Genomic DNA, 26,350 nt, shown 5'->3' with positions numbered 1-26,350 from the left:
TTCTTCTTGTGCTTTTCTTTTGCTATGCTTATAATGAAAATGCGGACAACAGGAGGTTCTATATGCGTTACGGGTACTTTGACGATGCCGCACGTGAATACGTAATTGACCGGATGGACGTACCGGTCTCCATGACCAACTACCTCGGAACTCAGCGGATGGGTACTGTAATATCCCATAACGCGGGAGGCTACAGCTGGCTGGACAGCCCCCAGCATCACCGGATCACCCGGTTCCGGCCAAACGGAGTCCCCATGGACTGGCCGGGACATTATGTTTATCTTAAAGATGAAGAAACAGGAAAGTACTGGTCCCTGAGCTGGCAGCCCACAGGGCTTCCGCTGGACGAGGCCCGTTATGAGGCCCGGCACGGACTTAGCTATTCCCGTTTCTTTTGTGAATATGAAGGAATCAACGCGGAGCAGATCCTGTTCATTCCCCGGGAGGACGGGAACGAGGATCCGGTGGAGATCTTCGACGTCCGCGTCCGGAACACTTCCGATAAAGAACGGAAGCTCAGCGTGTTTGGCTATGTGGAGTTTTCCTTCCATGAAATCGACATGGACAACCAGAACTTCCAGATGAGCCTGTACGCTGCCGGATCCCACTATGAAAATGACGCGGTTCTCTGCGAACTGCATTATGAACAGAATGCCTGGCAGTTCCTGGCGGGCAACTTCAAGCCGGACGGATTTGACGGCGTGCGGGAAGCCTTTATCGGTCCTTACCGTACAGAGCGGAATCCGCTGGGTGTTGAAACCGGAAAACTGACATCTTCCACGGAACTGGGCGGCAACCCCTGCGGCGCGCTGCAGAAGAAGCTGACCCTGAAGCCCGGCGAGGAAGCGAGAGTCATCTTCTATCTGGGAACAGGCAGGGGAGACGCGGCGGAAAAAGCCCGGACCCGGTATGATGAAGCCGGCACGGACCGCGCCTTTGAAGAGCTCCGCAAGTTCTGGGATGACAAACTGGGCAGGTTCCAGGTTACCACGCCCCACGAGAATATGAACCGCTCCCTGAACATCTGGAACTTCTACCAGAGCGAAGTGAACGTCCTGTTCTCCCGGTTCTCCTCCTTTATAGAGGTAGGCGGACGCACGGGCCTGGGTTACCGGGATACCGCACAGGATGCCATGTGCATTCCCCACGCGGAACCGGATATGTGCATGAAACGGATCTGCCAGCTGCTGCATGGACAGATGAAGCAGGGCTACGGCCTGCACCTGTTTGACCCGGCGGTGCTGGAAAAGGCGGACGAAGGTACCTTCAAGTCCCCCACGGTGATCCCGGAGGCGGACAAGAAGGGCATGCTGCACGGCCTGAAGGATGCCTGCGCGGACGACGCGCTGTGGCTGATCCCGGCAATCGTGGAAAACGTCCGGGAGAGCGGTGATCTGTCGTTTTTTGACAAGGTAATCCCCTTTGCCGATGAAGGAAGCGGCACTGTCTGGGAGCATATGAAAGCGTCTCTTGACTTCTCCTATGAACAGGTGGGTGCCCACGGCGTAACAAAGGGCCTGCGGGCGGACTGGAACGACTGCCTGAACCTGGGCGGCGGCGAAAGCGCCATGGTGGCCTTCCTGCTGGTGTGGGCCACGAACCATTTCCTGGATGCCGCCAGGGCCCTGGGACGCAAAGAAGATGAAGCGAAATATACGGCGCTGAAGGAACAGATGGAAAAGACCTGCCGGAAGCAGCTGTGGGACGGCAAATGGTTCCTGCGTGGCTTTACGGCAGCCGGCGCGCCGATCGGATCACAGGAAGCCCGGGAAGGCAAAGTCCATATGGAAAGCAATACCTGGGCGGTCATCAGCGGCGCCGCGGACCGTGAGCAGGGACTGAGCTGCATGGACGCGGTGGACGAATGGCTGTATACCCCCTGGGGACTGATGCTGAACGCTCCTTCCTTTGTGACACTGGATGACAGCATCGGCTTTGTGACCCGGGTTTATCCCGGCGTCAAGGAGAACGGCGCGATCTTCAGCCATCCGAACCCCTGGGCCTGGGTGGCGGAATGCATGCTGGGCCGCGGAAACCGGGCCATGAAGTTTTATGATGCCCTGCTGCCGGAAAACCAGAACGACAAGATGGAGATCCGCCAGGCGGAGCCCTACAGCTACTGCCAGTTCATCATGGGCAAGGATCACACGGCCCATGGCCGTGCCCGCCATCCCTTTATGACCGGTTCCTCCGGCTGGGCATACTTCGCGGCTACCCGCTATATGCTTGGTATCCGTCCGGGCTTTGACGGCCTGACGGTGGATCCCTGCATCCCGGCGGAATGGGACGGCTTTGAAGCTGTACGCAAATGGCGCGGCGCTGAATACCGGATCACGGTGAAGAATCCGGCGCACGTGGAAAAAGGCGTTGGCCGCATCATTGCGGACGGCAAGCCCGTGGACCGGATCCCGGTCTATACAGAAGGAATCCATACCATTGAAGTGGAACTTTCCGGAGAGGAGCGTGACCGCAAATGATTAAGTTCGGTACAGGCGGATGGCGCGCAATCATCGGGGACGGTTTTACCAAGGCAAATATCCGGCTGGTCGCCGCGGCGGTGGCCCGCAGAATGAAGCGGGAAGGCGTCGCGGAGGAAGGCATCTGCGTAGGCTATGACCGGCGGTTCCTGAGCAAGGAAGCGCTGATCTGGTTCTGCGAGGTGCTGGCAGGCGAGGGGATCAAGGTGTTCTTTGTGAACATGAGCTGCCCGACGCCCCAGATTATGTTTACCGTAAAAGAAAAGAAGCTGCCCTACGGCGCGATGGTGACCGCGAGTCACAATCCCGCGACGTGGAACGGCATCAAGCTCTTCACCTTCGGCGGCCGGGATGCCGCGCAGGACGTGACGGAAGCCATCCAGGAAGAAGCGAACAGCATCGCGGAGGCGGATGTCCGGGCCATGGATTTCGAGGAAGCGAAGGCGGAGGGGATCATCGCGATCATCGATCCGCGGGACGCTTACCTGGACTCCATCCTGAACCAGGTGAATACGGAAGCGATCCGGAAACGGCGTCTCCGGATCGTGCTGGACCCGATGTTCGGCGTCAGCCTGACGGGCCTGCAGACGATCCTGTACACCTGCCGCTGCGACGTGGACGTGATCAACGACCGGCATGACGCGTTCTTCGGCCGGCACCTGCCGGCTCCGAACCCGGACACGCTGGTGGATCTGCAGTACGCGGTGAAGGAACACAAGGCGGACGTGGGTATCGCCACCGACGGTGACGCGGACCGCCTGGGCATTATTGATGAAAACGGCCGGTATGTGACCGCAAACGAGACCCTGGCCCTGCTGTATTACTACCTGCTGGAGTATAAAGGATGGAAAGGCGCCGCGGTGCGGAACATTGCCACTACCCACCTGCTGGACCGGATCGCGGAAGCGCACGGGGAAAAGTGCGTGGAAGTGCCGGTTGGCTTCAAGCATATCTCCGCGGGCATGGAAAAATATGATGCCCTGATCGGCGGAGAATCCTCCGGCGGCCTGACGGTCCGGGGACATATCTCCGGCAAGGACGGCCTGTATGCCGCCAGCCTGCTGGTGGAAATGCTTTCCGTGAGCGGCAGGAAACTCAGCGAGCTGGTGCAGGACCTGTATGAAAAATACGGCGAAATGCACACGGCGGAATATGACTGGGCCCTGACCGAAGAAAGCCGGGAGGAGATCGCCCGGAAGATCATGGAAGAGAAACAGCTGCCCGTTTTCGACAAAAAGGTGGAAAAGGTCAGCTATATGGACGGCTGCAAGGTCTACCTGGAAAACGGCTGGGTGATCGTCCGCTTCTCCGGAACTGAACCCAGGGTCCGGATCTTCGCCGAAGCGGAGACAGAGGAAAAGGCAAAGCAGACCGTGAAACAGATGGCGGATTTCGTCGGACTGCCCTGGCAGGAATGATTTGACCGGCGGGAACCACGGGAAGGACAGAAAGCATGGAAATGGATACGGGCAGACAACCGAAGAGACGCCTGTTTGGCAGCGTGCGGCAGTCACTGCGCGCGCAGATAGGCCTGATTGTGCTGCTCAGCTATCTGATTCCCGTGGTCCTGCTGGGTGTTTTTACGGGCGGCTTCCTGATGAAGAAGCTGGAGAACCAGACGCGGGCGGCAATCACCTCCGGCGCTGAACAGGCCTGGACGCTGACGGAACAGAAGATTCAGCGGACACTGGATCTGGCCCGTGACGCCACCTATGACGGGGAACTGATGGACTCCTGGCAGAAATGGAAAGACGGGAGTGTCGGGGACAACGAGTATATGCGGCTGGGGCGAAGCTACCTGGAACGGAAATACAGCCGGGAGCCGCTGCTGTCTTTTGTGGCCTGTTTCCCGGTGGAAAAGCCGGATATGCGGATGTATCTCCGGAACGGGGCCATGGAGAATACCGGCGAACTGCAGGCGCTCTGTGAAACTGTTCTGGCCATGGGAGAAGAACTGGATACCCGCTGCCGCTTTATCCGGTTCGGGGATAACATCTACCTGGTGCGGAACCTGCTGAACCTGCGGATGGAACGCTTCGGTATGCTGATCCTGGGGATCAACGAGGAAAGCGTTTTCCGGCCCCTGACGGAACTGGGACAGGAATGGGACGCGCAGGTGGCGGTCCGCCTGGATGACTGCGGTGATCCGGAAACCGAATGGGTGGACCTGGGATCGGGCCTGACGGATGACCGGAAAGAAAAACTGTATTATACCCGCCTGTCCGGAGATATCGAAAACGGACTGAACGTGCAGCTGACCATGGACCGCAGGAAGCAGTACAGCGAAGTTTATTCCTTCCAGATGCTGCTGCTGGTGATGGCCCTGCTGCTGCTTCCCATCATGATCCTGATCGGCGTTTACCTGAGCAGGCGTATCGTGAAGCCGCTGACACTTCTGTCAGCGGCCAGCCGTCGTATTGAAGAAGGCAAGCTCGGCGCGACTGTTCCCCTGAATGGGGAGGATGAACTGGGCCGCCTGGGCAGGTCCTTCTCCCAGATGTCCCTGCGGCTGAAGGAACTGATCGACAAAACCTACAAGGAAGAAATCGAACTGAAGAATGCGCAGATCCTGGCGCTTCAGAGCCGGATCAATCCGCATTTCATCAACAACGCCCTGGAGGACATCAACTGGACGGCCAGGATGGAGGGTTCGGAGAATATCTCCTCCATGGTGACCTCCCTGTCCGTGCTGCTGAACGCCACCATGGCCCGGGAGGACAGGCGTCTGGTTACCCTGCGGGAAGAGATGGAAGTGGCGGAAGCATATATCTATTTTATTGAGCAACGCTTCGGTACGGACCTGACCGTGAACCGTGAGATCGAGGAAAAGGCCATGGACGGCATCCTGCCGCTGCTGACGATCCAGCCGCTGCTGGAGAACGCCGTGGAGCACGGCATTGCCCCGGCGGGAGGCGGCGTGATCACCATCCGCTGCTCGCTGAACGACGCGTGCATGCATGTTGAGATCATCAATACAGGCCGGGAAACCGGTAAGGAAGACCGGGAACGGATCGAGGCAGCCCTGCACGGGCAGCCCACCGGGAAACATCTTGGCCTGGCCAATATCGTGAACAGGCTGCGCCTGATCTACGGGGAATCGGTAACGATCCGCGTGGATACGGACACACCCGGACAGACCACGGTGTCTATCGTGATCCCCCGGGAAATTCACTGAAGGAGGCGAAAAGGTATGCGGATCAGAAAACGGATTGCCGCTGTGGCGGCTTTAGTACTGATGATTGCTGCCGGAGCCGGACTGGCTGAGGACGGCGTTACACTGCGGACCATCAGCTGCTTTGCCGGTCCGGACGGTTCCGCTGAAGAATACGTCGCGATCCTGAAACGCTATGAATCGATGAGCGGCAATACGGTGATCGACAATTCCTCCATTATCGATGAGACCTGGAAGACGGCTATCCTGAAGGACTTTGCGGCAGGGAATGAACCGGATATCCTTTTCTTCTTCGCGGCCGGGGGAGACTCGGCGCCGATCCTGTCCCGGGTTGTTTCCCTGGAGGAGATCAACGCGGCTTATCCTGATATAAACCTTCAGGAAGAGGATGTCCTGCGGGAACCGGACGGAAAGGTTTACGCGGTACCGGTGAGAGGCTTCTGGGAGGGTTTGTTTGTCAATACAGACCTGTTTGACAAATACCAGGCGCCGCTGCCGAAGGACTGGGCATCCCTGCTGGAAGCAATCCGTATATTCCGGGAAAATGATATTGTACCTATTGCCATCTCCCTGTCAGACGTTCCTCATTACCTGGCGGAAATGTCCGTGCTGGCATGCGCCACGAAGGAGGAACAGCAGGCCCGGCCGAAAACCTTTGAAGAGGTTCCGGCATCCTGGTTTGAAGCAATGGGCGTGATCCGGGAACTGGCGGAAGCCGGGACTTTTGCGGACAACGCGTGGAGAACGGATGATGAGTCATCCACGGCGCTGTTTGTTGCCCAGAAAGCTGCCATGAAGATAGACGGCAGCTGGCTGGATTCCAATTTCCCGCATAAGATGATGGATTCCCTGGCTGTGCTTCCCATGCCGCTGAAGAACGGGGAAGGGGCTTCCAGCTGCTATGTCGGCGGCGTATCCATGGGCTTTTACCTGACCCGCCGGGCCTGGGATTCCGGACACCGGGACGCGGCTGTGGAACTGCTGAAAGAACTGACCAGCGAAGAAAGCATCTGGGAACTGGGCAGTTCGTCCCTTTCCGGCAGACTGCTTGATTCCGCGAACGACCTGCAGACGGGCAGGCAGATGGTCAGCCCGCTCCAGGACGCCATGAACAACCGTGCCCGTGAAAAATGGCTGCTGCAATGCATTCCGGCGGTGGCGGAGGGCACAATGACGCCGGAAGAATGCTGGCAGCGGGTGATGGCACTGAATCCCTTCGGGGAATGAGAGGAGAAGCAATGTACCGAGTAATCCTTGTGGACGATGAACGGCTGATCATCCGGGGCCTTTCCACGGTGGTGCCGTGGGCGGAGCTTGGCTGCGAGGTGGCGGGAACAGCCCATGACGGAATCTCCGGGCTGGAACTGATCCGCAGCATTCACCCGGATATCGTGCTGACGGACATCCGGATGCCTAATATGGACGGGCTGACCATGCTGGCAGCCATCCGCAGCGAGTTTCCGGATATCCAGATGAGCGTTCTGACTGCCTACCGGGATTTTGAGTATGCCCGGCAGGCAATCACCCTGGGCGTATGCCGTTATCTCCTGAAACCCAGCAACCTGGATGAACTGAAGGAAGCCTTCCGGCAGATGGTTTCCCGGCTGGACGCGATGCCGCAGCTTCGGGATGAGGAACCGGAAGACGAATCCGTAAAGGAAGCCGGCAACCACCTGGTCAAGGCGGCGCTGGCCTATATGAAGGAACACTGCACAGAACAGCATCTTTCCCTGGGTGAAGTGGCGGATCATGTATATGTGAGCCAGTGGCACCTCTCCAAGCTGCTGAACCGGGAAACGGATCAGAGCTTCTTTGACCTGCTCGGAAGCATGCGGATCGCGAAGGCGAAGGAAATGCTGAAGAATCCCTCCTACCGGATCCATGAGATCGCGGAGGAAACCGGTTTTTCCGATGTGGCGCACTTCTCCCGCAGCTTCAAAAAGATTACCGGATGCACGCCCGGAGAGTACAGAAACCGTGAATCATAAGGCTTTCATGTGATAAATGGTACAAATCAAATGTAAAAAATACAAAAATTTATAAAACAAAGAAGGAATCCTCTCCATCGTGTCGAAATAATAAATCAGAACGACAAACGAAAGGGTGTGATGCCGATGGCACACGATCTTTCACAGAAGGGCAGTCAGAAATGACCGCTGTTCTGTGAGAATCACGGAATCACTAATTTGAAAGGAGCCCATCGGACATATGAGACTTACGATACAGGCACGAAACATGTCGGTTAGCCCGGCAATTACTCAGAGGATCGAAAAGAAAACGGAAACCATGGGCAAATACCTCTGGCCTGAAACCGAACTGCAGGTCAAAATGAGAAAGGAGAAGAACGACCGCCGGGTGGTGGAAATCACCGTCCCCATGGGAAAGAACGTAATCCTGCGCAGCGAGTCCTCCGCGGATGACAACCTGTTCCTGGCCATTGACAAAGCGCTGGCGAAGATGGAACGGCAGATCCGGAAACACAGGACCAAGCTGGGCAAGAATCTGAGAGAAGAGATCCCGGACGTGCCCGAATTCATTGAAGAGGATTCAGGCGAAGAAGAGAAAGAGAGAAAGGTGGTTAAGCAGAAGACCTTCCCGGTACGCCCCATGAGCGTGGAGGATGCCGCGATCGAAATGGAACTGCTGGGACACAATTTCTTCGCCTTTGTGAATATTGACACAGACAGGACCAACGTCCTCTACCTGAGAAAGGATGGAGACCTGGGACTGCTGGAGCCGGAAGCCTAAACAGACTTGAAAGTCCGGACAGGACAATCAGGAGTCGGCACAAAAAGCTCGCACAGCATGATGATATCCGACAAGGAACCATGCATATCAGGCGCGATTAGCGGACAGAGCGTAAGGCCGAAAAGCAAGACCCTGAGATCCGGACGTACAATATACCCCGGGGCCGCGGGTGCGGCCCCTTTTTTTGCGCATTATTGCCCGTATTGCCGGATTCTGCTATAATAACTCAGCTATTTTTCGGGGAGGGGACGGTCTGTATGCGTTGCAGCTGTAAAGAATGCGGAACCTACATGATCCAGGCGGAAAGCGATCATCTGGGCTGTATCTGCCCGGACTGCGGGTATCGCTGCAATGACTGCCTGGGAACGAACACCGTGGTCAGCCGGGACCGGCTGAAGGAACTGGCTTTTGATCCCCGGTTTGATCCGGAGAATATCGCCAGGTCCTTTGAGGATCCGGAAGATGCAGAATGGTTTGATGACGACATAACGGGGCGGTAAGACCGGACTCCGGCTGCCTTTACACTGTTTTGCGGCTATGCTATAATGCCCACGTTGTTTTTCTGACAGGACGCCAGCACTGACCGCCGGAGGAATATATGCTGAAACACTACGTTATTTCATTCCTGATCTCCATGGTTCCCCTGATCGAACTCAGGGGGGCTTTGCCTTACGCACTGGCCAACGGCATTCCCACCCTGCCTGCCTATATCGTGTGCATGGTGGCGAATATGCTGCCGGTGCCGGTGATCTTCTTTTTCGCACGCAGGGTGCTGGAATGGGGCAAGGATAAAAAATACATCGGACGCTTCTTTACCTTTTGCCTGGAAAAAGGCCATAAAGCGGGCGAGAAGCTTAAGGAGAAGGCCGGGACCAAAGGACTGTTCATCGCGCTTCTGCTGTTTGTCGGCATCCCGCTGCCCGGTACCGGCGCCTGGACGGGAACCCTGGCCGCAAGTATCCTGGATATGGATTTCAAATCCAGCGTAATCGCTGTTCTGCTGGGTGTCCTGCTGGCTGCTGTTATCATGGGCGTGGGCAGCCTGATCGTTATCAACGGCGTACAACTTTTTGCCTGAAGGGAAGGGTTATTCAATGCTGCAGTGGTTTCTTGACATTCTGCGCGGAGCCGTAATCGGCGTTTCCAATATCATCCCCGGCGTATCGGGCGGGACCATGGCGGTGTCCATGGGTATTTATGACCGTGTGATCTATGCGGTGAATAATCTTTTCAAGCAGTTCAAAAAGAACTTCCGGGATCTTCTGCCGATTATTATCGGCGTGCTGATCGGCCTGTTTGCTTTTGCTGCGCTGATCGGCAACCTGCTGGGAACAAAGTCCAGTGAGATTCCGATGACACGCCTTCCCACCAATTTCGCGTTCATCGGACTGATCCTCGGCGGCCTTCCCGCCATTTACAAGCGGGTCAATATGAAGAGCGCCAGGATTCCCGGCGTTATCCTGTTCCTGATCTTCCTTGCGCTGGTGGTGGTTCTGCCCCTGCTGAATCCTCCGGAAGCCAGGACGGTGGATCATTCCATCGGCACCATTCTGCTGATGATCCCGCTGGGAGCGATCGCCTCTTCCACGATGGTCGTTCCGGGCATTTCAGGTTCCATGATCCTGATGCTCCTGGGTTACTACAACCCCGTCATCAACGCCATGAATGATCTGCGGGGAGGGGACTGGTCCAGCCTGGCGATCCTGGCTCCTTATGCGATCGGCCTTCTTGTGGGCATCGTGTTCATTGCGAAGCTCATGAATTTCCTGCTCAAAAAGCATGCCGCACTGACCTTCAGCGCTATCTTCGGACTGGTGATCGGATCGCCTGTGGCCCTGCTTATGCAGAACCGTGAATGCTTCCAGATCGCAACTACCGGAAACTGGATTATCAGCATTGTGTGCCTGGTCATCGGGTTTGCGGTTGCGTGGTTCATGTCCACGCTTGATAAAAAGCAGTCAGAACCTGCCTGATCCGGGGGCTTTTTTGAGGGACACGCATATACGTGATAAAGACTGACTCAACATTGAAAATTTTCTTCCGAAAATGGAGAAAATAGTGATTGACATCCGGTCAAAAATCATGTATATTAACAAAGTCGCCTGCGGGATAGACCGCGGGAAGGATGCACCGGGGTGTAGCGCAGTCTGGCTAGCGCACGTGCTTTGGGAGCATGGGGCCGGGGGTTCGAATCCCTTCACCCCGACTCAAAATCGCCTCGTACGTGGCTCCGTGGTCAAGAGGCCTAAGACACCGCCCTTTCACGGCGGCTACCCGGGTTCGAATCCCGGCGGAGTCACTTTCTTTCCTTTCCGATATGGGCCTTTAGCTCAGTTGGTCAGAGCGGCCGGCTCATAACCGGTTGGTCCGGGGTTCAAGTCCCTGAAGGCCCACAGCCATTTGGCCCGGTAGCTCAGTTGGTTAGAGCGCCAGCCTGTCACGCTGGAGGTCGAGGGTTCGAGCCCCTTCCGGGTCGCCACTTTTCTGGTTGAATCCGCAGAACGAGCTTCGTGCTGGCGTAGCTCAATTGGCAGAGCAGCTGATTTGTAATCAGCAGGTTGCGGGTTCGAGTCCCATCGCCAGCTCCACCCTTTGGGTCAAGAGGGACATCATATGGGTAGGTTCCCGAGTGGCCAAAGGGAGCAGACTGTAAATCTGCCGCTATTAGCTTCGGTGGTTCGAATCCACCCCTGCCCACCATACTTGCGGGAATGGCGGAATTGGCAGACGCGCATGATTCAGGTTCATGTGTACGTACGTACTTGCAGGTTCAAGTCCTGTTTCCCGCACGTAGAGCTCTTGAGAAATCAAGAGCTCTTTTTCATACGTACCTATGCTGTACCCATGAGGGAATTGAGCGACGAAAAAAACTTGTTTGTCCAACCGGAACAAACAAGTTCATCGATGATGCAGATCCGGCCGATGAGCCTGTCCGTCCGGATCAGACGGCTTCAGGCGGCATCGGCGGTTTCGGACCAAAGTATTTCTCCATTTCCGCATTGCTCAGGCCGAAGGCTTTTTTCGTAAAATCCCACAGCCGTGTCGGCCGTTTCCGGATCACGTTCCGGAGGCGTTCCACACGCTTCTGCCAGTATTTGTAGGCACCTTCCGCCGTCCTCGGTGCTTCGGAAACGATGTTTCTGTCGTTTTCCGGTCCCCAGCGAGTCCAGTGCCGCTCCATCTCCGGTTCTATCAGCTCCACCAGTTCGTCCAGTACTTCCATCATCGTGTCCGTTGTCAGTTTTTGATAGATTTTGCCGTATATGGTCAGGTACCGGTCCTTGTATTCCGGAACGGTCAGCAGCTTCCGAAAGATCGTATTGTCGTAATTAAGTTGACCCATGCCGCTCTTCTTGGTATAACTCTTCGGACTGTCGAATCCGGAGTTCCACAGGCCGTAGTCCAGATCGTTGATCAGCCATTTCCATTTACTTCCGGGAGCGTTCAGGCGGTAGATACGGAAATTGCCGATATCGCTGTTGCCGAAGAACATCTCGAAGCCCATAAACCAGAAATAATTGTCCACATCGATGTTGTCCAGGATGTACTGCAGATCCTCCTGTTTTTTGGCCGGTTTGCCGGCTTTGATCTTTTTGATCATAGCCTTGTATTCCGTATTGGATCCGTTCTTCACTCTGCTGCTTGCCTCCAGCAGGTCCAGCTGGTCCGCGTCCTTCAGGTCCAGCCCCTCAAACTGCGCGACCATATACTCGTCCACCCGTTCCCGCAGGTTCATATGGCCCCAGTACTGACCGTTCAGATATACTACATAGGGTTTCCATGCCTGATGGGCCACGGTGCTTCCGAACAGATCCATCAGCCGGCTCTGAAACCCGTCCTGCAGCCGGGTCCACATGCAGTCATTTCCGCTGTTCCGCAGCACGAAGCTTTTATATTCCTCATAATCCCTGTCCGGGAACAGTTTTGCTTTGAACGTTTTTTCACCGTATTTGCTTTTCGCTTTGAATTTGAAACTCTTCTGGGGCATGTCCAGCGAATAGTCGCCGTTCAGGGAGATATCCGCACCCTGACTGACAATCCTTTCTCCGGTGTCGTCGTACATCTCCACATAGCTTTCATATTTGACCCCGGAGTTCTTCACTTTCCGGTAAACAGTGTTTTTGAAGGGCAGGCCTTCTTTGTTGTTGACACCCTTTCCAACGGTCAGCATTCCCCGTTTGCGATTCCACAGGTCTTCCGGATCCACAGTGACTGATACCACCGGCAGGCTGTGATCCGCTTGGATAAAGAACGTACCGGTGAGCGTATCGCCGGGCCGGATCATTCCCTCCGCGAAAGCCCTGGCCCGAATCACGGTCGTAGCGGTAATTTCCAGTGTTTCCCCGTTGTAAGGCGTGGATTTCCGCGTCGGCTCCGATCCGTCCAGGGTATAAAACACCTGTGTGCCTTCCGGGACGATGATCTGAAGATACTGGTCTGAATCATAAAAACCTGGCTCCGCCGAGAACGACGGCGCCGCGGTATACCCCACGAAGCCGCCTTTGTTTGCCGCAAAAGGCGTAGGCGTGTCATAACAGTACAGGCCACCATCCTCATGACTCCGTCCGAAGGAGATATCCGTCTTCATTTCAGGAAGCGTGATCCGGTCATGCACGGTGCCCTCCACGTCAGTCAGGACAATAATCTCCCCGCTCTTCCGGCTGATCGTGAAAGATGCGTGCAGCTCCGCGTCGCTGCTCTTTTCCGTGTCCTTGTCACACAGAATGACCCTGTATTCCCCGGGACGAATCGTTGTTCCGTCGGGAAACTGCCATTTCAACGGTTTTTCCGGATTGTCGCTCAATCCCCATCCGCTCAGATCAACGGCAGAATCTCCGGAATTGAAGATCTCGACCCAGTCTGTATATCCCGCTTTCGGATAAGTAGCGACCGAATCATTGCTGGCCATCACTTCGCTGATCATAATCACCGGATGAGGTGCATTCTCCGCGGTTGCCACATTCCAGGCCGTCGCTGTCAGGAGCAGAACCGCTGCTATGATCATAAACCGCTTCAACCTTTTTTCCTCCGATCATCGGTTTTCTGTCTGAATAAACTCATAACTCACATGTTTCACTTTCGGGACAGATTATACAATAATCTACGAATCACGAACAATTATTTTTCCCCATAAAAGGAATTTCGCAAGCCTTGCTGTCAGCAAAACTCCCCATATGGATGCAATCCCAACATCTTCAAGTTCTGCTTCCCGTACGCGGAGCTCTTGAGAAATCAAGAGCTCTTTTCTTTTGTTTCGGCACAGAAAAAGGAGACAGGGAACTGAATCCCTGTCTCCGAAAATGCCGCCTGTCTTACATTACAGTTCTATTTCCGCGGCGATCCGCTCATCGAGGCAGGAGCCGCCGGCATAAACCAGGTATTGTCCGGGCTCAATAACCTTCTTCCCAGCATCCTCCATATAGATCTCCAGGTCGCAGGGATTAACGGTGAAGACGGCTTCCGCACTCTGCCCGGGGATGAGGCTGTGAAGCCGTTCAAAGCCGATGAGCCGGCGCAGCGGATGCACCGTTTTGGAGGGCGATACGCGCCGGATATACAGCTGGGCTACCTCATCGCCGGTTACGGCGCCGGTGTTCTTCACATTCACGGAGACACGCAGGCCGCCGTTCTGTTTTTCAACTTTCAGGCCGCTGTAGCTGAAGGCGGAATAGCTCAGGCCGTAGCCGAAGGGATACAGTACCGGCTTATCAAAGTACCGGTAGGTCCGGGGATGGTTGATCAGGTCATAGTCCTCCATCGGCGGCAGGTCCGCGTCGCTTCTATACCAGGTCATCGGGAGACGTCCGGCCGGGTTTGCTTCCCCGAAGATGGCGGAAGCCAGGCCGTTGCCAAGATCCTGGGAGCCGGTGGCGTTCATCAGGATAGCGGGCACATGTTCCTGCATCCAGTTGACGGCATAGGGATAGTTTGTGATCAGGACGACCGCGACATTCGGGTTTGTCTCATACACCGCTTCCAGGAGCTTCTCCTGCAGAGGGATCATCTCAATCGTGCTGCGGTCGATTTCTTCCTTTGCGTTCATGACCGGGTTGCAGCCCAGGGCAACAATGACCTTTTTCGCCTTTTTGGCCAGTTCCTTCGCGCGGGCGATGCCGTCTGAGACGATCTCCACGGTGAGCGCCGTCGCTTCCTTTTCGGAACCGGCCCAGGCTTCCAGAACATTGCCGCCTTCCTTGGTATTGCTTTCGGGTTTGCGCCGGACCAGGGGATCCGTCTTCAGCTTTCCGCTTTCCAGGTAGACGTTCCGGTTGCCAAAGCAGTAAAGCTTCACGTCACACGCTTCGTCATTCCAGTATTCGGTCAGCTCTACACAGTTCGCGTTTCGCGGACACGGCGTGCGGACCGCATCCGCCTTACCGATTGTGAAGTTTTCCATGACCGTAAAGGTGAACGGTTCATCGGAGGCCAGGCTGATCTTTCCGTCCGGCCCTACGGTCGCATACTTCCTGAATTCGGGAGCGTAGAGGAAATTGCTTCCGCAGCCCCAGTTCAGCTGTTCAAAGACGAGAGCATCTTCCGCTTTATCCACCAATACCAGTTCAGCAGGGCCGGGATCGGGCGTTCCCCACGGAATCCGCGCCGGACGGCTGGCACCGATATATTTGTTTCCGGCTTTGAAGCGGAAAAGGGTCTGTCCGCTCTCATAGGGGATCGTCCGGTGCATTTTCTTTTCCAGACCGGCCTTCAGCGTTACGCTGTACGTCGGTTTTCCGGCGTACCAGTCCATATACCAGTTGTTTCCCACAAAGCCGATGAGAGCGATATCGTCCTCTTTTGAGAAGGGCAGGAAGCCGTTTTCGTTCTTCAGCAGGACGTTGGAGGCCTTGCTCATTTCCAGGGAGATCCGCTTTGCCTCATCTGTTCCGACATCTGCCATATCCAGTTCGGCATAGGGATCCTCCGGATCGAAGGTGCCCTGGCGGATAAGCTCCACAACGGTGCAGGTAATGGACTTGTCCATTTCCGCTTCCGTGATCAGCCCGCGCTCATAAGCCTCTTTTGCCGCTTTGACGACTTCGACCGGATTATCCAGCATGGCGTCCACGCCGGCCTTTACACCTTCAGCCAGGGTTTCCGCATGGGATTCAAAATAATGATGGAAGTTCACGGTCTGCAGGAAATCACCGCCGTCCGTCATGGCATACTGAATACCCCACTGATCTTTCAGGATGTCCTGAACCTCATGGTTCAGCATGGCGGGCAGATGGTTGATCTCATTATAGGAGGTCATGACGCCTTCCGCATGGCCTTCCTGAGCGCAGTAGCGGAAAGATTCCAGTTCATAGTCATATTTGACCTTGTCGCTGATGTCAAAGCTGTCATATGCGCGCCGGTATTCCTGGTTGTTGGCATAGAAATGCTTCAGCACAGCGGCGGTCCGGACACGGTCTCCCCGTGCACCGGGGGCAAGGGGTGTGCCATCGTAATTGTGCTCATCCTGCATGCCGGCGATGTAGGCGGAGGCCATCTTGCCGGTCAGGTACGGATCTTCGCCGTAGCCTTCCTCATTCCGGCCCCAGCGAGGATCACGGCAAAGATCGACAGTGGGCGCCAGGCGCCCGTGACCGCCCTTGCCGACGGCATTTCCGAAGGCGCGGGATTCCTTTCCGGTCACATCGCCGGCTTTGCGGATCAGATCCCGGTCAAAGGTTGCAGCCATACCGATCGGCTGGGTAAAGGAGGTTGTTGGCGTCGGCGGGTACAGCTCTCCCTGCCCGGCGCGGGCCTGGACACCATGGGCACCCTCGCCGCCGCAGGTGGAGGCGATGATCCCGAGACGGTCGTTCCGGACACGCAGGGAGAACCAGCTGAACTTTTCCTCAACGGTCATTTGGGAAACGAGCCATTTTGCACGGGCTTCGTTTGAAAGGGATGTATCGTACAAAGGTGTATTCCTGTCCATACGGCGTCCTCTTTTCTTTCGTCAATTGTTTTATATATCATAAACCTTAGAGTTCACTTGAGGTCAATATGCGATATGCCCTGAAGTGCTCTGCTGCAGAAAACGGAGAGGCACCCCCTGCCTTCTTAGAATGTGATTAATGACAGATAAAAAATCGACTAAAAGTCGAAAATTAGCTTGACAAATGCAGAACGGCTCATTACACTAAAAACCGACCGATGGTCGAAAACAAGGAGGGTGAGTATGAAAAAGGGCGAAAGAAGAAAACAGGAACTGCTTCAGATCGCATACAGGATGTTCATTTCCCGGGGATATGAGAACACCAGTGTGGATGAGATCATCGAAGAGGCAGACATAGCCAAGGGGACATACTATTACTACTTTGAGACCAAGGAGCAGATGCTCGAGGAAGTGATCGGGATGATGATCGACCAGGAGATGGAAGCGGCCGGCCGGATCCTGCAGGCGGAAATCCCGGTACCGCAGAAGATCATCGGAATGATCTCCTCACTGCGTCCAACGCAGGAGGAAAGACCGATCGAAGGCGCCCTGATGCAGCCGGAAAACATCGTGATGCATGAGAAAATCCGGAAAAAGATTGTGGAAATGGCAGTCCCGCTGCTTTCCAAAGTGGTTGAGGAAGGGATCGGACAGGGAATATTTGCCTGCGACAATATTGCCGAACGGGTCCGGATGCTGCTGGTGATCAGCAGCAGTACCTTTGACGAAGGCTGCTTTACCGAACGGGATATTGAAGTCTTTATCGATATGACGGAGAAGCTCCTGGGCGCGGAAAGCGGAACAATGGGCTTCATCAGGGAACTGATCAGATAAGGAGCGGGCTAAATGAAGACGGGCAAAAACTTCCGTAAATTCCTGCTTCTGTGGTCTGGGGAACTGATCTCATCCATCGGCGGCGGACTGACCAGCTTCGGTCTCGGCGTTTATATCTTCCGGCAGACAGGCAGCGCCGCGAGCATGGCGGCGGTTACCCTGCTGGGCTTCCTGCCGACACTGCTCCTGTCTGTGCCGGCAGGCGTCCTGGCAGACCGGTACGACAGAAGGCTCCTGATGATGATCGGAGACGGATGCTCGGCTGTCGGAATCCTGTATATCCTGCTCTGTATGATGAGTGGGGGAGCGACACTGTCCCAAATCTGTACAGGGGTTTTTATCAGCTCCTTTTTTTCTGCCTTACTGGAGCCTTCCTTCCGGGCAACCATTACGGACCTGCTGACCCGGGAAGAGTATTCCAGGGCAAGCGGACTGGTCTCCCTGGCAGGCAGCGCGCGGTATTTGTTTTCCCCGGTGATCGCCGGATTCCTGCTCACGATCAGCGATATCAAACTCCTGCTTATCATCGATATATGCACGTTTTTCCTGACCGTGGTCAGCACCGCGGTGGTACGAAAGGGAATCGGAAGCAAGGCAGCGGAAAAGAAAGACAGTTTCCTGCAGAGCATGAAGGCGGGCTGGCGTGTGCTGCGTGCGAACAGGGGGATACTGATCCTTGTGGCGATCTCTTCAGCGATCACGCTGTTCATGGGCGTATTCCAGATCCTGGCGGAGCCGCTGATCCTTTCCTTTGCTGACGCAAAAACCCTGGGAATCGCGGAAACGATCTGCGCCTGCGGTATGCTTGTGAGCGGTGTTCTCCTGGGCGTCAAAGGGCTGAAGGGGCATTATGTCCGGATCCTCGGCCTGACCTTTATCGCGGCGGGACTGTTCATGCTGGGGTTTGGCCTGTTTGAGAGCATTATCCCGATCTGCCTTTTCGGATTCCTGTTCTTCATGACGCTGCCGCTGGCCAACAACTGCCTGGACTACCTGATGCGGACGAACATCCCGGAGGATGCGCAGGGCAGGGCATGGGGACTGATCGGCTTTATTTCACAGCTTGGCTATGTTGTGGCTTATGCCCTGGCCGGTACGGCGGCAGATACCCTTGGACAAATCGGAGAACGCGGCGTTGGCAGGGGCGCGGCACTGGTGATTATGATTGCCGGGATCTGCATGGCGGCCACGGCGGCAGCGATCCTGATCCCGAAAAATATCCGGAAACTTGAACAATAAAGATAAAGAAAGAGAGAAAGAATATGATGGCGGACAACGCAATCAAGGCACCCAATGATTCCTACCGGTACAGGCCTGTCCTGTTCTTTGCCCTGGCGTATCTCTTCACATGGATCTTCTGGCTTCCCGCAATCTTTGTATCGGAAAACCTGGGAGCTGGCTTCATGATGATCGGCCTGATCGCACCGGCTGTTGTGTCGACCGTGTTTGTCCTGGTTTCAGGCTCCGACGCGCTGAAACAGGACCTGAAGAACAAGATTATCGGATTCTATAAGGTGAAATGGCAGAACGTGCTCCTGGCGATCCTGGTATTCGCGGGAATCGTGGCCGTGTCGATCCTGCTGTCCCTGCCTTTCGGCCAGTCCCTGAAGCAGTTTTCCCTGACAGAGGACTTTTCCTTTACCGGCGTCGGGATCGGCAGCGCCCTGATCACGGTGACCGTGGCGTCGATCATTGAGGAGGTCGGCTGGAAGGGATACTGCGAGGATTCCATCGGCAATTATATGAACTGGTTCTGGGAATCCATGATCTTCGGCGTCCTGTGGTCTTTCTGGCATTTCCCGCTGCTCTTCATCAAGGGAACATACCAGGCCGGACTGATGGTGAATCCTGTTTATGTGATCAACTTCTTTGTAAGCGGGATCCCGCTCGGATTCATCATTACCTGGGTTTACCTTGCGAGCGACCGGTCCATCCTGGCCTGCATGATATTCCACCTGACGGTCAACTTCATGCAGGAAAAGATCGCCATGACGCCTGAGACCAAGTGCGTGGAAACGGTCGTAGTGACCATCGCCGCGGCCATTATTGTGCTGGCGAACAAGGAAATGTTCTTTGGAACGAAACATGTCGGAAGACTGCTGGACACACTGCAGGTACAAAAGGCATGATTCGGGGTAATCCTCCCATACAAAAGAGCTCCCGTGCGACCGGGAGCTTTTTTTCAGTTTAGGCGCCTTCGGGATTCCGGGAACTTCACGGCGGTGCCGTACGTCAAACAGAACGAAGTAAGGAAAACGGAGGAATTGCTGAATGAAGAAGATTATGAGCCTGCTGGCGGCAGTGATGCTGATGTGCCCGGTCTGCAGCGGGATCGCTGCGGCGGAAACCCTTCGGACTGAAGTGACCAGGGAATGGATACAGGAAGTATACGGCTTCAGCGATGAAGACCTGGAGGGAGTTGCTGTTGAGGAAGTGGCAGAGGCGCTGTGGTGGACACGGGACGAGGTGCAGCGGGAGTTCGGGAGTGATTCCCGGGGACTTTTGAGGAACCTGAAGTGGGGACAGAAGCAGCTGGAGCTGCACAGGACAGAACACCATTACAAAGAGAGCGCGTACGACGTCATCATCGGTAAAAGGATGCAGGGCAAACTGCCGGGTTTTGAAAACCTGAAAAGAATCGATTTCCGGGCTGAATGTGCGGAAGACGGGTTTTTCTGCAAAATCTCCGGAATGCTGGACATGGAAAACCGGAAGATCTGTTTCAGCGGAATCGATATGCTGGATGTATGCCAGGTGGTCGGTACGGATCTTCCGACAGCGAAGTATATTGAGATCTATGACGTCACAAACGAGGAGATTGAAGCTGTTGTTTCCTCCCTGAACAGGGCATGGTTCCGGAAGCCGTTTGAAATCAACGGCGGAATATGGTCCGCCGGATTCGAATTCCGGGACGGCTCCGTTTACAGCTTTACGCTGGATGATATCTGCGCTGAGCCGGAGGAACTGGCCCTGATCCGCCTGTTTTTCGCAAAGATGAACAGCGGGGGAGGAAGCAAAAGCTTTTTCCTCCCTGAACAGTAAGGGAAGCACGGACGAATTGCCGCTTGCTGTACCGCGGAAGGAAATGATATACTTTTGCCTAAAGCGGCGGAAGAGAAAATATCACGATGGGGAGGCAATCTATATGTCAGACTGTATATTCTGCAAAATCATCAGCGGGGAGATCCCGTCCAGGAAGATCTTTGAGGATGAATGGACATACGCGTTCATGGACGTGGCGCAGGATGTGGACGGGCATATCCTGGTTGTTCCCAAAGCCCACAGGAAGAATATCCTGGACTGCGATGAGGAAACCCTGGCGCAGCTGATGCGGACCGTGAAAAAGATCTCCAATCACCTGACGGAAAAATGCGGGTATAACGGGGTGAACCTGCTGAACGCCAGCGATGAAAGCGCGGGCCAGTCCGTACCGCATTTCCATATCCATATCATCCCGCGGAAAACCGGGGACGGGATTGATGCCTGGCCGCATTTTGACGGAGCAAAGCAGGACGCGGAAACGGTATTTAACAGCATCAAAATGCAGTAAATTCATTCCGGAAGCCGGTGTGAAGGAAAGGGAAGCATGATCAGATATATCTTTTTCGATCTTGGATCAACACTGATCGATGAGAGCAAGTGTATCGAGTACAGGATCTGCCAACTGCTGACACAGCCAGGCGCGCCTGACAGGGAAACCCTGGAACGCCGGATGGCGGAGCTGGCCTCACAGAACAAGCTTCCCTACAAGGATGCCGCCAAAGAATTCGGCCTTGAAACCATCAAATGGCCGCAGCAGCTGGAGCGGCTCTATAACGGCGCGGCGGAGACACTGGAAAAACTGAAACCGCGGTATCACCTGGGGATCATTGCCAATCAAAACCCGGGAACTGAAGAACGGCTGAAAGCATACGGAATCCATCATTTCTTTGACGTGATCATCGCTTCTGCTGAGGCGGGGCTTGATAAGCCTGATCCGGAAATCTTCAGACTTGCCCTCCGGGAAGCCGGCTGTATGCCGGATGAAGCATTCATGGTCGGCGACAGACTGGATAATGATATTGAGCCTGCCGCAGGACTGGGAATGCATACGGTCTGGGTGAAACAGGGATCGTTTGCCCGCGGGGATGTTACCCTGATCAGGCACAAGCCTGAGTATACGGTGGACAGCATTTCAGATGTGCCGGGAGTATTTGACCTGTGACACAGACAAAAAAGCGCAGCTTCTGATCAGAAAAGCTGTGAAACACAGGAGAAAAAGAGTATGAATGATGATATCATAAAGATATTTGCACTGTTTTCCGATGAAGTACCGAAAGAGGTTCGCCTGCTTGACACCAGCCATGGCGATGAAGATTTCAGAACTGCCGTCATCGTTGAAACGGAGTCCGGCAGCAAGTATGTGCTGAAGCTGGCGGATAATGATTTTACGCTTCCGGAGAGGATCACGATCTGGCAGAGAACGGTTGAGGAATACCGCAAGCTGGGGTATTACTGCCCGAGGATCATCGCGGATAAATCCGGCAGTTTCCCCAGGGTTGATTATGAGGGCCACAAGTGCACGGCTTATGTGGAGGAATACGCGCCTTACCGGTCTGCAGAAGATCGTTTTGCGGAGAACGAGGGCGAGCATGAAGGAAAACTGTATAAAACCTACCTGCGGGATATCTGGCAGATGACGGCAAAGATGGCGGCCCAATACTTTGATTATTCGGAGTATCCGTCCGCTTACTGCCTGTTTGAAAAATTCTGTCCCAGCGATGAAACGGATGAGGTGCTGGGAAACGCCCTGGAATGGAAAAAATACGCGGACACCCTGCCCGAAGAGTTCAGGGAGCAGGTGGAAAGAATATGGCAGCTGTGGACGGATAACCGGGCGGCGCTTGAAAAGGTCTATAAACAGTTTCCAACCACAGTGCTGCAGGCAGATCTTAACTTTTCCAACGTTCTTATTGATGATGCGGGAAAGTTTGTCGGGATCTATGATTTCAACCTCTGCGGCAGGGAAGTATTCCTCAATTACCTTATCCGGGAATGCCGCGATGACGGTTATATATGCGAGGCGCTGAAAGCCTCCGCCGAATACTATCATTTCTCGGACTTCGAAAAGGATACAGTGCAGATGCTATACCGCTGCCTGATGCCGCTGTGGTATACCCGGGTGGAGGACATGAAAGATCTCGGGAATGATTACAAAGCTGTCAGGGCATTCCTTGATGAAACTGAGCGCATGCTTACCGATCCGATCGATTTCAGGGAATATATGGAGTAAAGGAAGGATTGTGAAACAGGATGAATCAGGAAATCAGGGGAGAGAAGGTCATCCTGCGCGAACAGCGGGAGGAAGACGCTCCGTACTTTACCTATTGGTTCAACCAGCCGCAGGTTATGTTCCAGTGCGGCTTTGAAAAGCCCGCCAGCGAAGAAGAAATCAGAAAGACCATCACAGTCAGCCACAAAAGAGAAGACTCTGTCTGGTATACCATTACGGACCTGGACGGCAACATCATCGGCGAGACCGGGCTGCTCCGGATGTTTCCGGCCTGGCATCAGACGGATCTGACAATCATCATTCCCGATCCGGAGATGCAGCATAAGGGATATGGGACGGAAGCCATACGGATCATACTGGATATGGCTTTCAAAAAGTATGAAATGCACCGTGTCTCCATCGGCGTGGTGGGACTGAACACGGACGCGCTGGCATTCTACCGGAGGATCGGTTTCAAGCAGGAAGGCATCCTGGAAGAGGCTTATTACTGGAACAACGAGTACAGCGATTTTGTGATGATGCGGATCCTGAGCCAGGAATGGAAATAAAAATATAAAAATGGTATTGACCTTGCACTTAACTGCAATGATATAACCTGAACCGGGAAGAGGAACTGAAACCTCTGAACCCGCCTGGAACTGCAGAAAAAGCTGAAAAGGAGAGATACCAAAATGATGAATATGAACCTGGAAGAAAAATATAACCAGCTGAAGGAGTCCATTGCCAAGGTGGATTTTGCCAGGCTGTGGGAAGGCTTTACTCCCCTGAAGTTCGCACTGTACAACGATACGGAATGCTATTTCGACGGACGCTATATTGAGAAGACAGATGATTTCTGCGCCAATACAGCGATAGAGTACCAGGGCGAGATCATCGCCATCTGGAATGTGATGGAGGAAATGGAGATCAGCGTCTTTACCTCCAAGATCATTCATGAAATGTTCCATGGCTTTCAGGAGAAACAGGGCTGGGACTGCTGGCCGAAGGAAACGGAGGCACTTTTCAACTACCGCTACCGCGAGGAGAACCTGAGCATCAAGCTTCGGGAGAACAAGCTTCTCCTGGAACTGCTGGAAGGATTTGATCGGGAGAAATACCGTGAACTCCTTGCCTGCAGGAAATACCGGTCGGAACGGTTCCCCTATGAATTCGGGTATGAATGCCGCGGAGAGGAAATCGAGGGAAGCGCCAACTATGTGGAATGGCAGGTTCTCCGGCAGCTGGACGCCCGGAAGGCGGATCAGCTGACTGAGGATATGCGCAGAACCATGCTTATGCCGGAATGCTTCTTTCCCATCAGGATCTCCGGTTACTATACCGGCGCGCTGCTGATCAACACGATGATCAGCGCGGGCGGATACAACTACGGGCCCGCGAACCGGCCGGTGATTATGCAGACACTTGACGGGATGGAGCCCGTCAGCGAAGTGGATGCCGGAACCGAAGAGGAACGCCGGCAGATGGCAGACGCTGTGGCTTCCTATACGGCAGAATCAAAAAGGATCGTGGAAACTGCCGTGGCGGCCAATGAAGTGGTACTGACCGGCCCGCGGGAGCTTGTCACGGTGAATATCTATAATGCCAGGTTCTACAACGGTTATCTTACTTCAACCTACTTCCTGATGTATCTTGAAAACGGTGAACGAAAAATGATCCAGGGCAATTTCGTGATCCGGATGAAGGATGAAAAGACGATCGATACGGTTTACAGATGGAAGTAATACAGGAAAGCGGGAGGTATCCGCATGGCAAGGTTTGAATGGGTCGGGGACAGGGTTCCGGAAGGAATGAGGATTACGCAGGTTTACGGGATTATCCTGGACCGGGAGGGCCGGGTGATGCTGCGCCTGGAAAAAACTGCGGGCGGGATCCGGTATTCCCTTGGCGGCGGACGCCCCGAACCATTTGACGACGGCATTGAAGCCACCTGCCGCAGGGAACTGCTGGAGGAAGTCAATACCGAGATTGAGACGCCGGTATACATCGGATATCAGCTTGTGGACGAGGGAGACGGAACACCGCCGTATGCCCAGGTACGGATGGCGGCGCTGATCAGAAGGATCGGAGAGAAAAAGCCGGATCCGGACAACGGGGAGACCTATGACCGGTATATGGTTTCCCCGGAGCGGGCGGCGGAGCTCCTGAACTGGGGAGACACGGGCCGTGCGCAGGTCATGAAAGCCAAAGAGGTGATATACCGGCAGTACGGTATTACCGGGGAAAGCAGCAAGGAAGAATATGTGTGAACGGTTTATCCGGGGCTCCTGCAGGCAGGAGCTCTTTTTTCTGTTCATTTGGCTGTCCCGATGCTATAATAAACCTGTTTCAGGAACGGATTATATAATTGCATACAGGCAGAAAGGAACAGAAACATGGAAAAGAGTTTCCTGGATTACCTCAAGGAAGCAGGGGTGAATCTTCTCGGCGGTATCGCGGTGCTTGCGATCGGATTCCTGCTGGTTCACTGGATCGGCAATATTCTCAAGCACAACAAGAAATTCCATGCGATTGAACCGACGCTGCGGGGCTTCCTGCAGAACCTGGTGAAGATCGTCCTTTCCGTGATCGTGGTTATGACCGCCGTGAGTATCATGGGCATTCCCATGACCTCCGTTCTGACGCTGCTGGCTTCCGGTGGCGTGGCTATCGGCCTTGCACTGCAGGGTGCCGTCGGCAATCTGCTGGGCGGTCTGATCCTGCTGATCCTCCGCCCCATCCGGGCCGGGGAGTATGTGAAGATCGGCGACAGCGAAGGAACTGTGAAAACCGTGGGAGCCTACTATACGGAGCTTATTACCGTGGATAACAAGCAGCTCTGCCTGCCCAACGGCTCCCTGACCAACACCACTATTGTCAACTTCTCCCGGGAAGGAACCCGTCGGCTTGACCTGACCTTCTCCGTGGATTACAGCAGTGATATGGACCAGGTGTATAAGGTGCTGAACGACCTGGTGGCAAAGGAAAACGCCATCCTGAAGGAGCCGGCCCCGATGATCGCCCTGGCAGAGTGCGCGGACAGCAGCCTGGACTTTACGGTGCGGGTATGGGTTAAAACCGCGGATTACTGGCCGGTGAATTTCCGCCTGCTGGACCAGGGGAAACGGGCACTGGACGCTGCCGGCATCTCCATCCCGTTCCCCCAGATGGACGTGCATGTCAAGTCCTGACCAGATCGCGCATAAAAAAGGAGTTCCTGAGAAATCAGGAACTCTTTTTTGATTTACTGATCACCGGCGCCGGTATGAACCGGCATCAGCTCACCGTCATGAATCCTGAGCGTTTCATCTGTGCGCTTTCCCAGCTCTTCATCATGCGTCACAACAACCACGCAGTAACCGTCCTCGTGAGCCAGGTCCTTCAGGATGTTGAAAAGATTCTCGGTATTTTTGGAGTCCAGGTTGCCCGTGGGTTCGTCAGCCAGCAGGACTTTTGTCTCCATTCCCAGGCCGCGGGCCACGGCCACACGCTGCTGCTCACCGCCGGAGAGCATGGCGGGGAAACGATCCAGAACTGTTTCGGGAAGGCCAACCTTCCTGATGAGCTCGGCCGCGCGTTTTTTGGCCGCGGCGGGTTTCATGCCGCGCAGTTCCATGGGATACATCACATTCTCAGCCACGGTGAGCAGGGGAAACAGACGGAAGTCCTGATAGATCACCGCTACGCGCTCCCGGCGGTACTGTTCCAGGTCTATGTCCGCCGTGGAAACGCCATGGCACAGGATACTTCCCTCGGTGGGCACATCCAGCCCTGCCATGAGGGAGAGCAGGGTTGTCTTACCGCCTCCGGAGCTGCCCATGATCGCATATATTTTTCCCGGCTCAAAAGCATAGGAGATGCCGCGCAGGGCCTCCACACGCTGATACTGGGACTGGTAGACATATTTGACATCACGCAGTTCAATGACATTCATAGTGATTCTCCCT

23 protein-coding genes and 7 tRNA genes are annotated in these 26,350 nt (G+C 54.8%); 27 read left to right on the top strand and 3 right to left on the bottom strand.

What is annotated here, in order from left to right; translation table 11 throughout:
• Positions 1-62: 62 nt before the first annotated feature.
• The 16 genes from JYE50_RS08285 to JYE50_RS08210 all read left to right on the top strand — a co-directional run bounded on the left by JYE50_RS08285 (position 63) and on the right by JYE50_RS08210 (position 11,186).
• The gene (locus JYE50_RS08285; protein WP_084095581.1) at positions 63-2,477 is read left to right on the top strand and encodes a glycoside hydrolase family 94 protein; all 2,415 of its coding nucleotides are present in this window, start codon (positions 63-65) and stop codon (positions 2,475-2,477) included.
• Positions 2,474-3,895 carry a phosphoglucomutase/phosphomannomutase family protein gene (locus JYE50_RS08280; protein WP_084095077.1) on the top strand — a complete coding sequence of 474 codons (1,422 nt, stop codon included), beginning with the start codon at positions 2,474-2,476 and terminating at the stop codon, positions 3,893-3,895. The genes JYE50_RS08285 and JYE50_RS08280 overlap by 4 nt, the downstream gene beginning before the upstream one ends.
• 35 nt (positions 3,896-3,930) lie before the next feature.
• A complete protein-coding gene (locus tag JYE50_RS08275) occupies positions 3,931-5,652 on the top strand; it encodes a sensor histidine kinase (protein ID WP_084095076.1) in 1,722 nt (573 codons plus the stop codon).
• Between the two features lie 15 nt (positions 5,653-5,667).
• Positions 5,668-6,876, top strand: coding sequence for an ABC transporter substrate-binding protein (locus JYE50_RS08270; protein WP_084095075.1), 1,209 nt, complete (start codon positions 5,668-5,670; stop codon positions 6,874-6,876).
• Positions 6,877-6,887: 11 nt separating this feature from the next.
• Positions 6,888-7,637: a response regulator transcription factor gene (locus tag JYE50_RS08265; RefSeq protein ID WP_084095074.1), complete on the top strand. Its 750-nt coding sequence runs from the start codon at positions 6,888-6,890 to the stop codon at positions 7,635-7,637.
• Positions 7,638-7,857: 220 nt separating this feature from the next.
• Positions 7,858-8,397, top strand: a complete 540-nt coding sequence (gene hpf, locus JYE50_RS08260) for a ribosome hibernation-promoting factor, HPF/YfiA family (protein WP_084095073.1) — start codon at positions 7,858-7,860, stop codon at positions 8,395-8,397.
• A gap of 257 nt (positions 8,398-8,654) precedes the next feature.
• On the top strand, positions 8,655-8,897 hold the full coding sequence (locus JYE50_RS08255) for a hypothetical protein (protein WP_084095072.1): 243 nt from the start codon (positions 8,655-8,657) through the stop codon (positions 8,895-8,897).
• A 98-nt stretch (positions 8,898-8,995) separates the two neighbouring features.
• Positions 8,996-9,475 (top strand): COG2426 family protein, encoded by a 480-nt coding sequence (locus tag JYE50_RS08250; RefSeq protein WP_084095071.1) that lies wholly within the window; start codon positions 8,996-8,998, stop codon positions 9,473-9,475.
• Positions 9,476-9,491: 16 nt separating this feature from the next.
• A complete protein-coding gene (locus JYE50_RS08245; RefSeq protein WP_084095070.1) occupies positions 9,492-10,370 on the top strand; it encodes a DUF368 domain-containing protein in 879 nt (292 codons plus the stop codon).
• A 158-nt stretch (positions 10,371-10,528) separates the two neighbouring features.
• Positions 10,529-10,603, top strand: a tRNA-Pro gene (locus JYE50_RS08240).
• Positions 10,604-10,623: 20 nt separating this feature from the next.
• Positions 10,624-10,696: transfer RNA gene (locus JYE50_RS08235), tRNA-Glu, on the top strand.
• 20 nt (positions 10,697-10,716) lie between these two features.
• Positions 10,717-10,790 (top strand) — tRNA-Ile (locus JYE50_RS08230).
• A 9-nt stretch (positions 10,791-10,799) separates the two neighbouring features.
• Positions 10,800-10,876 (top strand) — tRNA-Asp (locus tag JYE50_RS08225).
• Positions 10,877-10,909: 33 nt separating this feature from the next.
• Positions 10,910-10,985, top strand: a tRNA-Thr gene (locus JYE50_RS08220).
• Between the two features lie 27 nt (positions 10,986-11,012).
• Positions 11,013-11,097: transfer RNA gene (locus JYE50_RS08215), tRNA-Tyr, on the top strand.
• A 5-nt stretch (positions 11,098-11,102) separates the two neighbouring features.
• A tRNA-Leu gene (locus JYE50_RS08210) sits at positions 11,103-11,186 on the top strand.
• Positions 11,187-11,338: 152 nt separating this feature from the next.
• Here the strand turns inward: JYE50_RS08210 and JYE50_RS08205 are convergent.
• A complete protein-coding gene (locus tag JYE50_RS08205) occupies positions 11,339-13,414 on the bottom strand; it encodes a CotH kinase family protein (RefSeq protein WP_084095069.1) in 2,076 nt (691 codons plus the stop codon).
• 300 nt (positions 13,415-13,714) lie between these two features.
• Complete coding sequence (locus tag JYE50_RS08200) at positions 13,715-16,321, bottom strand: glycoside hydrolase family 3 protein (RefSeq protein WP_084095068.1); 2,607 nt, start codon at positions 16,319-16,321, stop codon at positions 13,715-13,717.
• Between the two features lie 243 nt (positions 16,322-16,564).
• On the opposite strand from JYE50_RS08200, the gene JYE50_RS08195 reads away from it, so the two are divergent.
• From JYE50_RS08195 to JYE50_RS08145, 11 genes are all read left to right on the top strand, one after another.
• Positions 16,565-17,155: a TetR/AcrR family transcriptional regulator gene (locus JYE50_RS08195; protein ID WP_084095067.1), complete on the top strand. Its 591-nt coding sequence runs from the start codon at positions 16,565-16,567 to the stop codon at positions 17,153-17,155.
• 12 nt (positions 17,156-17,167) lie between these two features.
• A complete protein-coding gene (locus JYE50_RS08190) occupies positions 17,168-18,394 on the top strand; it encodes an MFS transporter (RefSeq protein WP_084095066.1) in 1,227 nt (408 codons plus the stop codon).
• A gap of 23 nt (positions 18,395-18,417) precedes the next feature.
• Positions 18,418-19,284, top strand: coding sequence for a CPBP family intramembrane glutamic endopeptidase (locus JYE50_RS08185; RefSeq protein WP_084095065.1), 867 nt, complete (start codon positions 18,418-18,420; stop codon positions 19,282-19,284).
• Positions 19,285-19,426: 142 nt separating this feature from the next.
• Positions 19,427-20,197, top strand: coding sequence for a hypothetical protein (locus JYE50_RS08180; protein ID WP_084095064.1), 771 nt, complete (start codon positions 19,427-19,429; stop codon positions 20,195-20,197).
• A gap of 103 nt (positions 20,198-20,300) precedes the next feature.
• Positions 20,301-20,705 carry an HIT family protein gene (locus JYE50_RS08175; protein WP_366212099.1) on the top strand — a complete coding sequence of 135 codons (405 nt, stop codon included), beginning with the start codon at positions 20,301-20,303 and terminating at the stop codon, positions 20,703-20,705.
• A gap of 36 nt (positions 20,706-20,741) precedes the next feature.
• On the top strand, positions 20,742-21,359 hold the full coding sequence (locus tag JYE50_RS08170) for an HAD family hydrolase (protein WP_084095063.1): 618 nt from the start codon (positions 20,742-20,744) through the stop codon (positions 21,357-21,359).
• A 60-nt stretch (positions 21,360-21,419) separates the two neighbouring features.
• Entirely contained in the window at positions 21,420-22,427 is a 1,008-nt protein-coding gene (locus JYE50_RS08165; protein ID WP_084095062.1) for a phosphotransferase, read from the top strand.
• A gap of 20 nt (positions 22,428-22,447) precedes the next feature.
• Complete coding sequence (locus JYE50_RS08160) at positions 22,448-22,975, top strand: GNAT family N-acetyltransferase (RefSeq protein WP_084095061.1); 528 nt, start codon at positions 22,448-22,450, stop codon at positions 22,973-22,975.
• 123 nt (positions 22,976-23,098) lie between these two features.
• Complete coding sequence (locus JYE50_RS08155; protein ID WP_084095060.1) at positions 23,099-24,148, top strand: hypothetical protein; 1,050 nt, start codon at positions 23,099-23,101, stop codon at positions 24,146-24,148.
• Positions 24,149-24,172: 24 nt separating this feature from the next.
• Positions 24,173-24,673: an NUDIX hydrolase gene (locus JYE50_RS08150; protein ID WP_084095059.1), complete on the top strand. Its 501-nt coding sequence runs from the start codon at positions 24,173-24,175 to the stop codon at positions 24,671-24,673.
• A gap of 126 nt (positions 24,674-24,799) precedes the next feature.
• The gene (locus JYE50_RS08145) at positions 24,800-25,594 is read left to right on the top strand and encodes a mechanosensitive ion channel family protein (RefSeq protein WP_084095058.1); all 795 of its coding nucleotides are present in this window, start codon (positions 24,800-24,802) and stop codon (positions 25,592-25,594) included.
• Positions 25,595-25,647: 53 nt separating this feature from the next.
• Here the strand turns inward: JYE50_RS08145 and JYE50_RS08140 are convergent, their stop codons facing one another.
• Positions 25,648-26,337, bottom strand: coding sequence for an ABC transporter ATP-binding protein (locus JYE50_RS08140; RefSeq protein WP_084095057.1), 690 nt, complete (start codon positions 26,335-26,337; stop codon positions 25,648-25,650).
• Positions 26,338-26,350 lie beyond the last annotated feature (13 nt).

Source organism: Aristaeella lactis (assembly GCF_018118585.1).
Lineage (GTDB): Bacteria > Bacillota > Clostridia > Christensenellales > Aristaeellaceae > Aristaeella > Aristaeella lactis.
The sequence above is the reverse complement of the archived record's forward strand: the minus strand, read 5'-3'. Positions and strand labels throughout refer to the sequence as shown.

What these genes read in the sequence shown, in the direction of transcription:
- JYE50_RS08285 (WP_084095581.1), top strand. Translation starts at nt 63, where the DNA reads ATGCGTTACGGGTACTTTGACGATGCCGCACGTGAATACGTAATTGAC.
- JYE50_RS08280 (WP_084095077.1), top strand. Translation starts at nt 2,474, where the DNA reads ATGATTAAGTTCGGTACAGGCGGATGGCGCGCAATCATCGGGGACGGT.
- JYE50_RS08275 (WP_084095076.1), top strand. Translation starts at nt 3,931, where the DNA reads ATGGAAATGGATACGGGCAGACAACCGAAGAGACGCCTGTTTGGCAGC.
- JYE50_RS08270 (WP_084095075.1), top strand. Translation starts at nt 5,668, where the DNA reads ATGCGGATCAGAAAACGGATTGCCGCTGTGGCGGCTTTAGTACTGATG.
- JYE50_RS08265 (WP_084095074.1), top strand. Translation starts at nt 6,888, where the DNA reads ATGTACCGAGTAATCCTTGTGGACGATGAACGGCTGATCATCCGGGGC.
- hpf (WP_084095073.1), top strand. Translation starts at nt 7,858, where the DNA reads ATGAGACTTACGATACAGGCACGAAACATGTCGGTTAGCCCGGCAATT.
- JYE50_RS08255 (WP_084095072.1), top strand. Translation starts at nt 8,655, where the DNA reads ATGCGTTGCAGCTGTAAAGAATGCGGAACCTACATGATCCAGGCGGAA.
- JYE50_RS08250 (WP_084095071.1), top strand. Translation starts at nt 8,996, where the DNA reads ATGCTGAAACACTACGTTATTTCATTCCTGATCTCCATGGTTCCCCTG.
- JYE50_RS08245 (WP_084095070.1), top strand. Translation starts at nt 9,492, where the DNA reads ATGCTGCAGTGGTTTCTTGACATTCTGCGCGGAGCCGTAATCGGCGTT.
- JYE50_RS08200 (WP_084095068.1), bottom strand. Translation starts at nt 16,321, where the DNA reads ATGGACAGGAATACACCTTTGTACGATACATCCCTTTCAAACGAAGCC.
- JYE50_RS08195 (WP_084095067.1), top strand. Translation starts at nt 16,565, where the DNA reads ATGAAAAAGGGCGAAAGAAGAAAACAGGAACTGCTTCAGATCGCATAC.
- JYE50_RS08190 (WP_084095066.1), top strand. Translation starts at nt 17,168, where the DNA reads ATGAAGACGGGCAAAAACTTCCGTAAATTCCTGCTTCTGTGGTCTGGG.
- JYE50_RS08185 (WP_084095065.1), top strand. Translation starts at nt 18,418, where the DNA reads ATGATGGCGGACAACGCAATCAAGGCACCCAATGATTCCTACCGGTAC.
- JYE50_RS08180 (WP_084095064.1), top strand. Translation starts at nt 19,427, where the DNA reads ATGAAGAAGATTATGAGCCTGCTGGCGGCAGTGATGCTGATGTGCCCG.
- JYE50_RS08175 (WP_366212099.1), top strand. Translation starts at nt 20,301, where the DNA reads ATGTCAGACTGTATATTCTGCAAAATCATCAGCGGGGAGATCCCGTCC.
- JYE50_RS08170 (WP_084095063.1), top strand. Translation starts at nt 20,742, where the DNA reads ATGATCAGATATATCTTTTTCGATCTTGGATCAACACTGATCGATGAG.
- JYE50_RS08165 (WP_084095062.1), top strand. Translation starts at nt 21,420, where the DNA reads ATGAATGATGATATCATAAAGATATTTGCACTGTTTTCCGATGAAGTA.
- JYE50_RS08160 (WP_084095061.1), top strand. Translation starts at nt 22,448, where the DNA reads ATGAATCAGGAAATCAGGGGAGAGAAGGTCATCCTGCGCGAACAGCGG.
- JYE50_RS08155 (WP_084095060.1), top strand. Translation starts at nt 23,099, where the DNA reads ATGATGAATATGAACCTGGAAGAAAAATATAACCAGCTGAAGGAGTCC.
- JYE50_RS08150 (WP_084095059.1), top strand. Translation starts at nt 24,173, where the DNA reads ATGGCAAGGTTTGAATGGGTCGGGGACAGGGTTCCGGAAGGAATGAGG.
- JYE50_RS08145 (WP_084095058.1), top strand. Translation starts at nt 24,800, where the DNA reads ATGGAAAAGAGTTTCCTGGATTACCTCAAGGAAGCAGGGGTGAATCTT.
- JYE50_RS08140 (WP_084095057.1), bottom strand. Translation starts at nt 26,337, where the DNA reads ATGAATGTCATTGAACTGCGTGATGTCAAATATGTCTACCAGTCCCAG.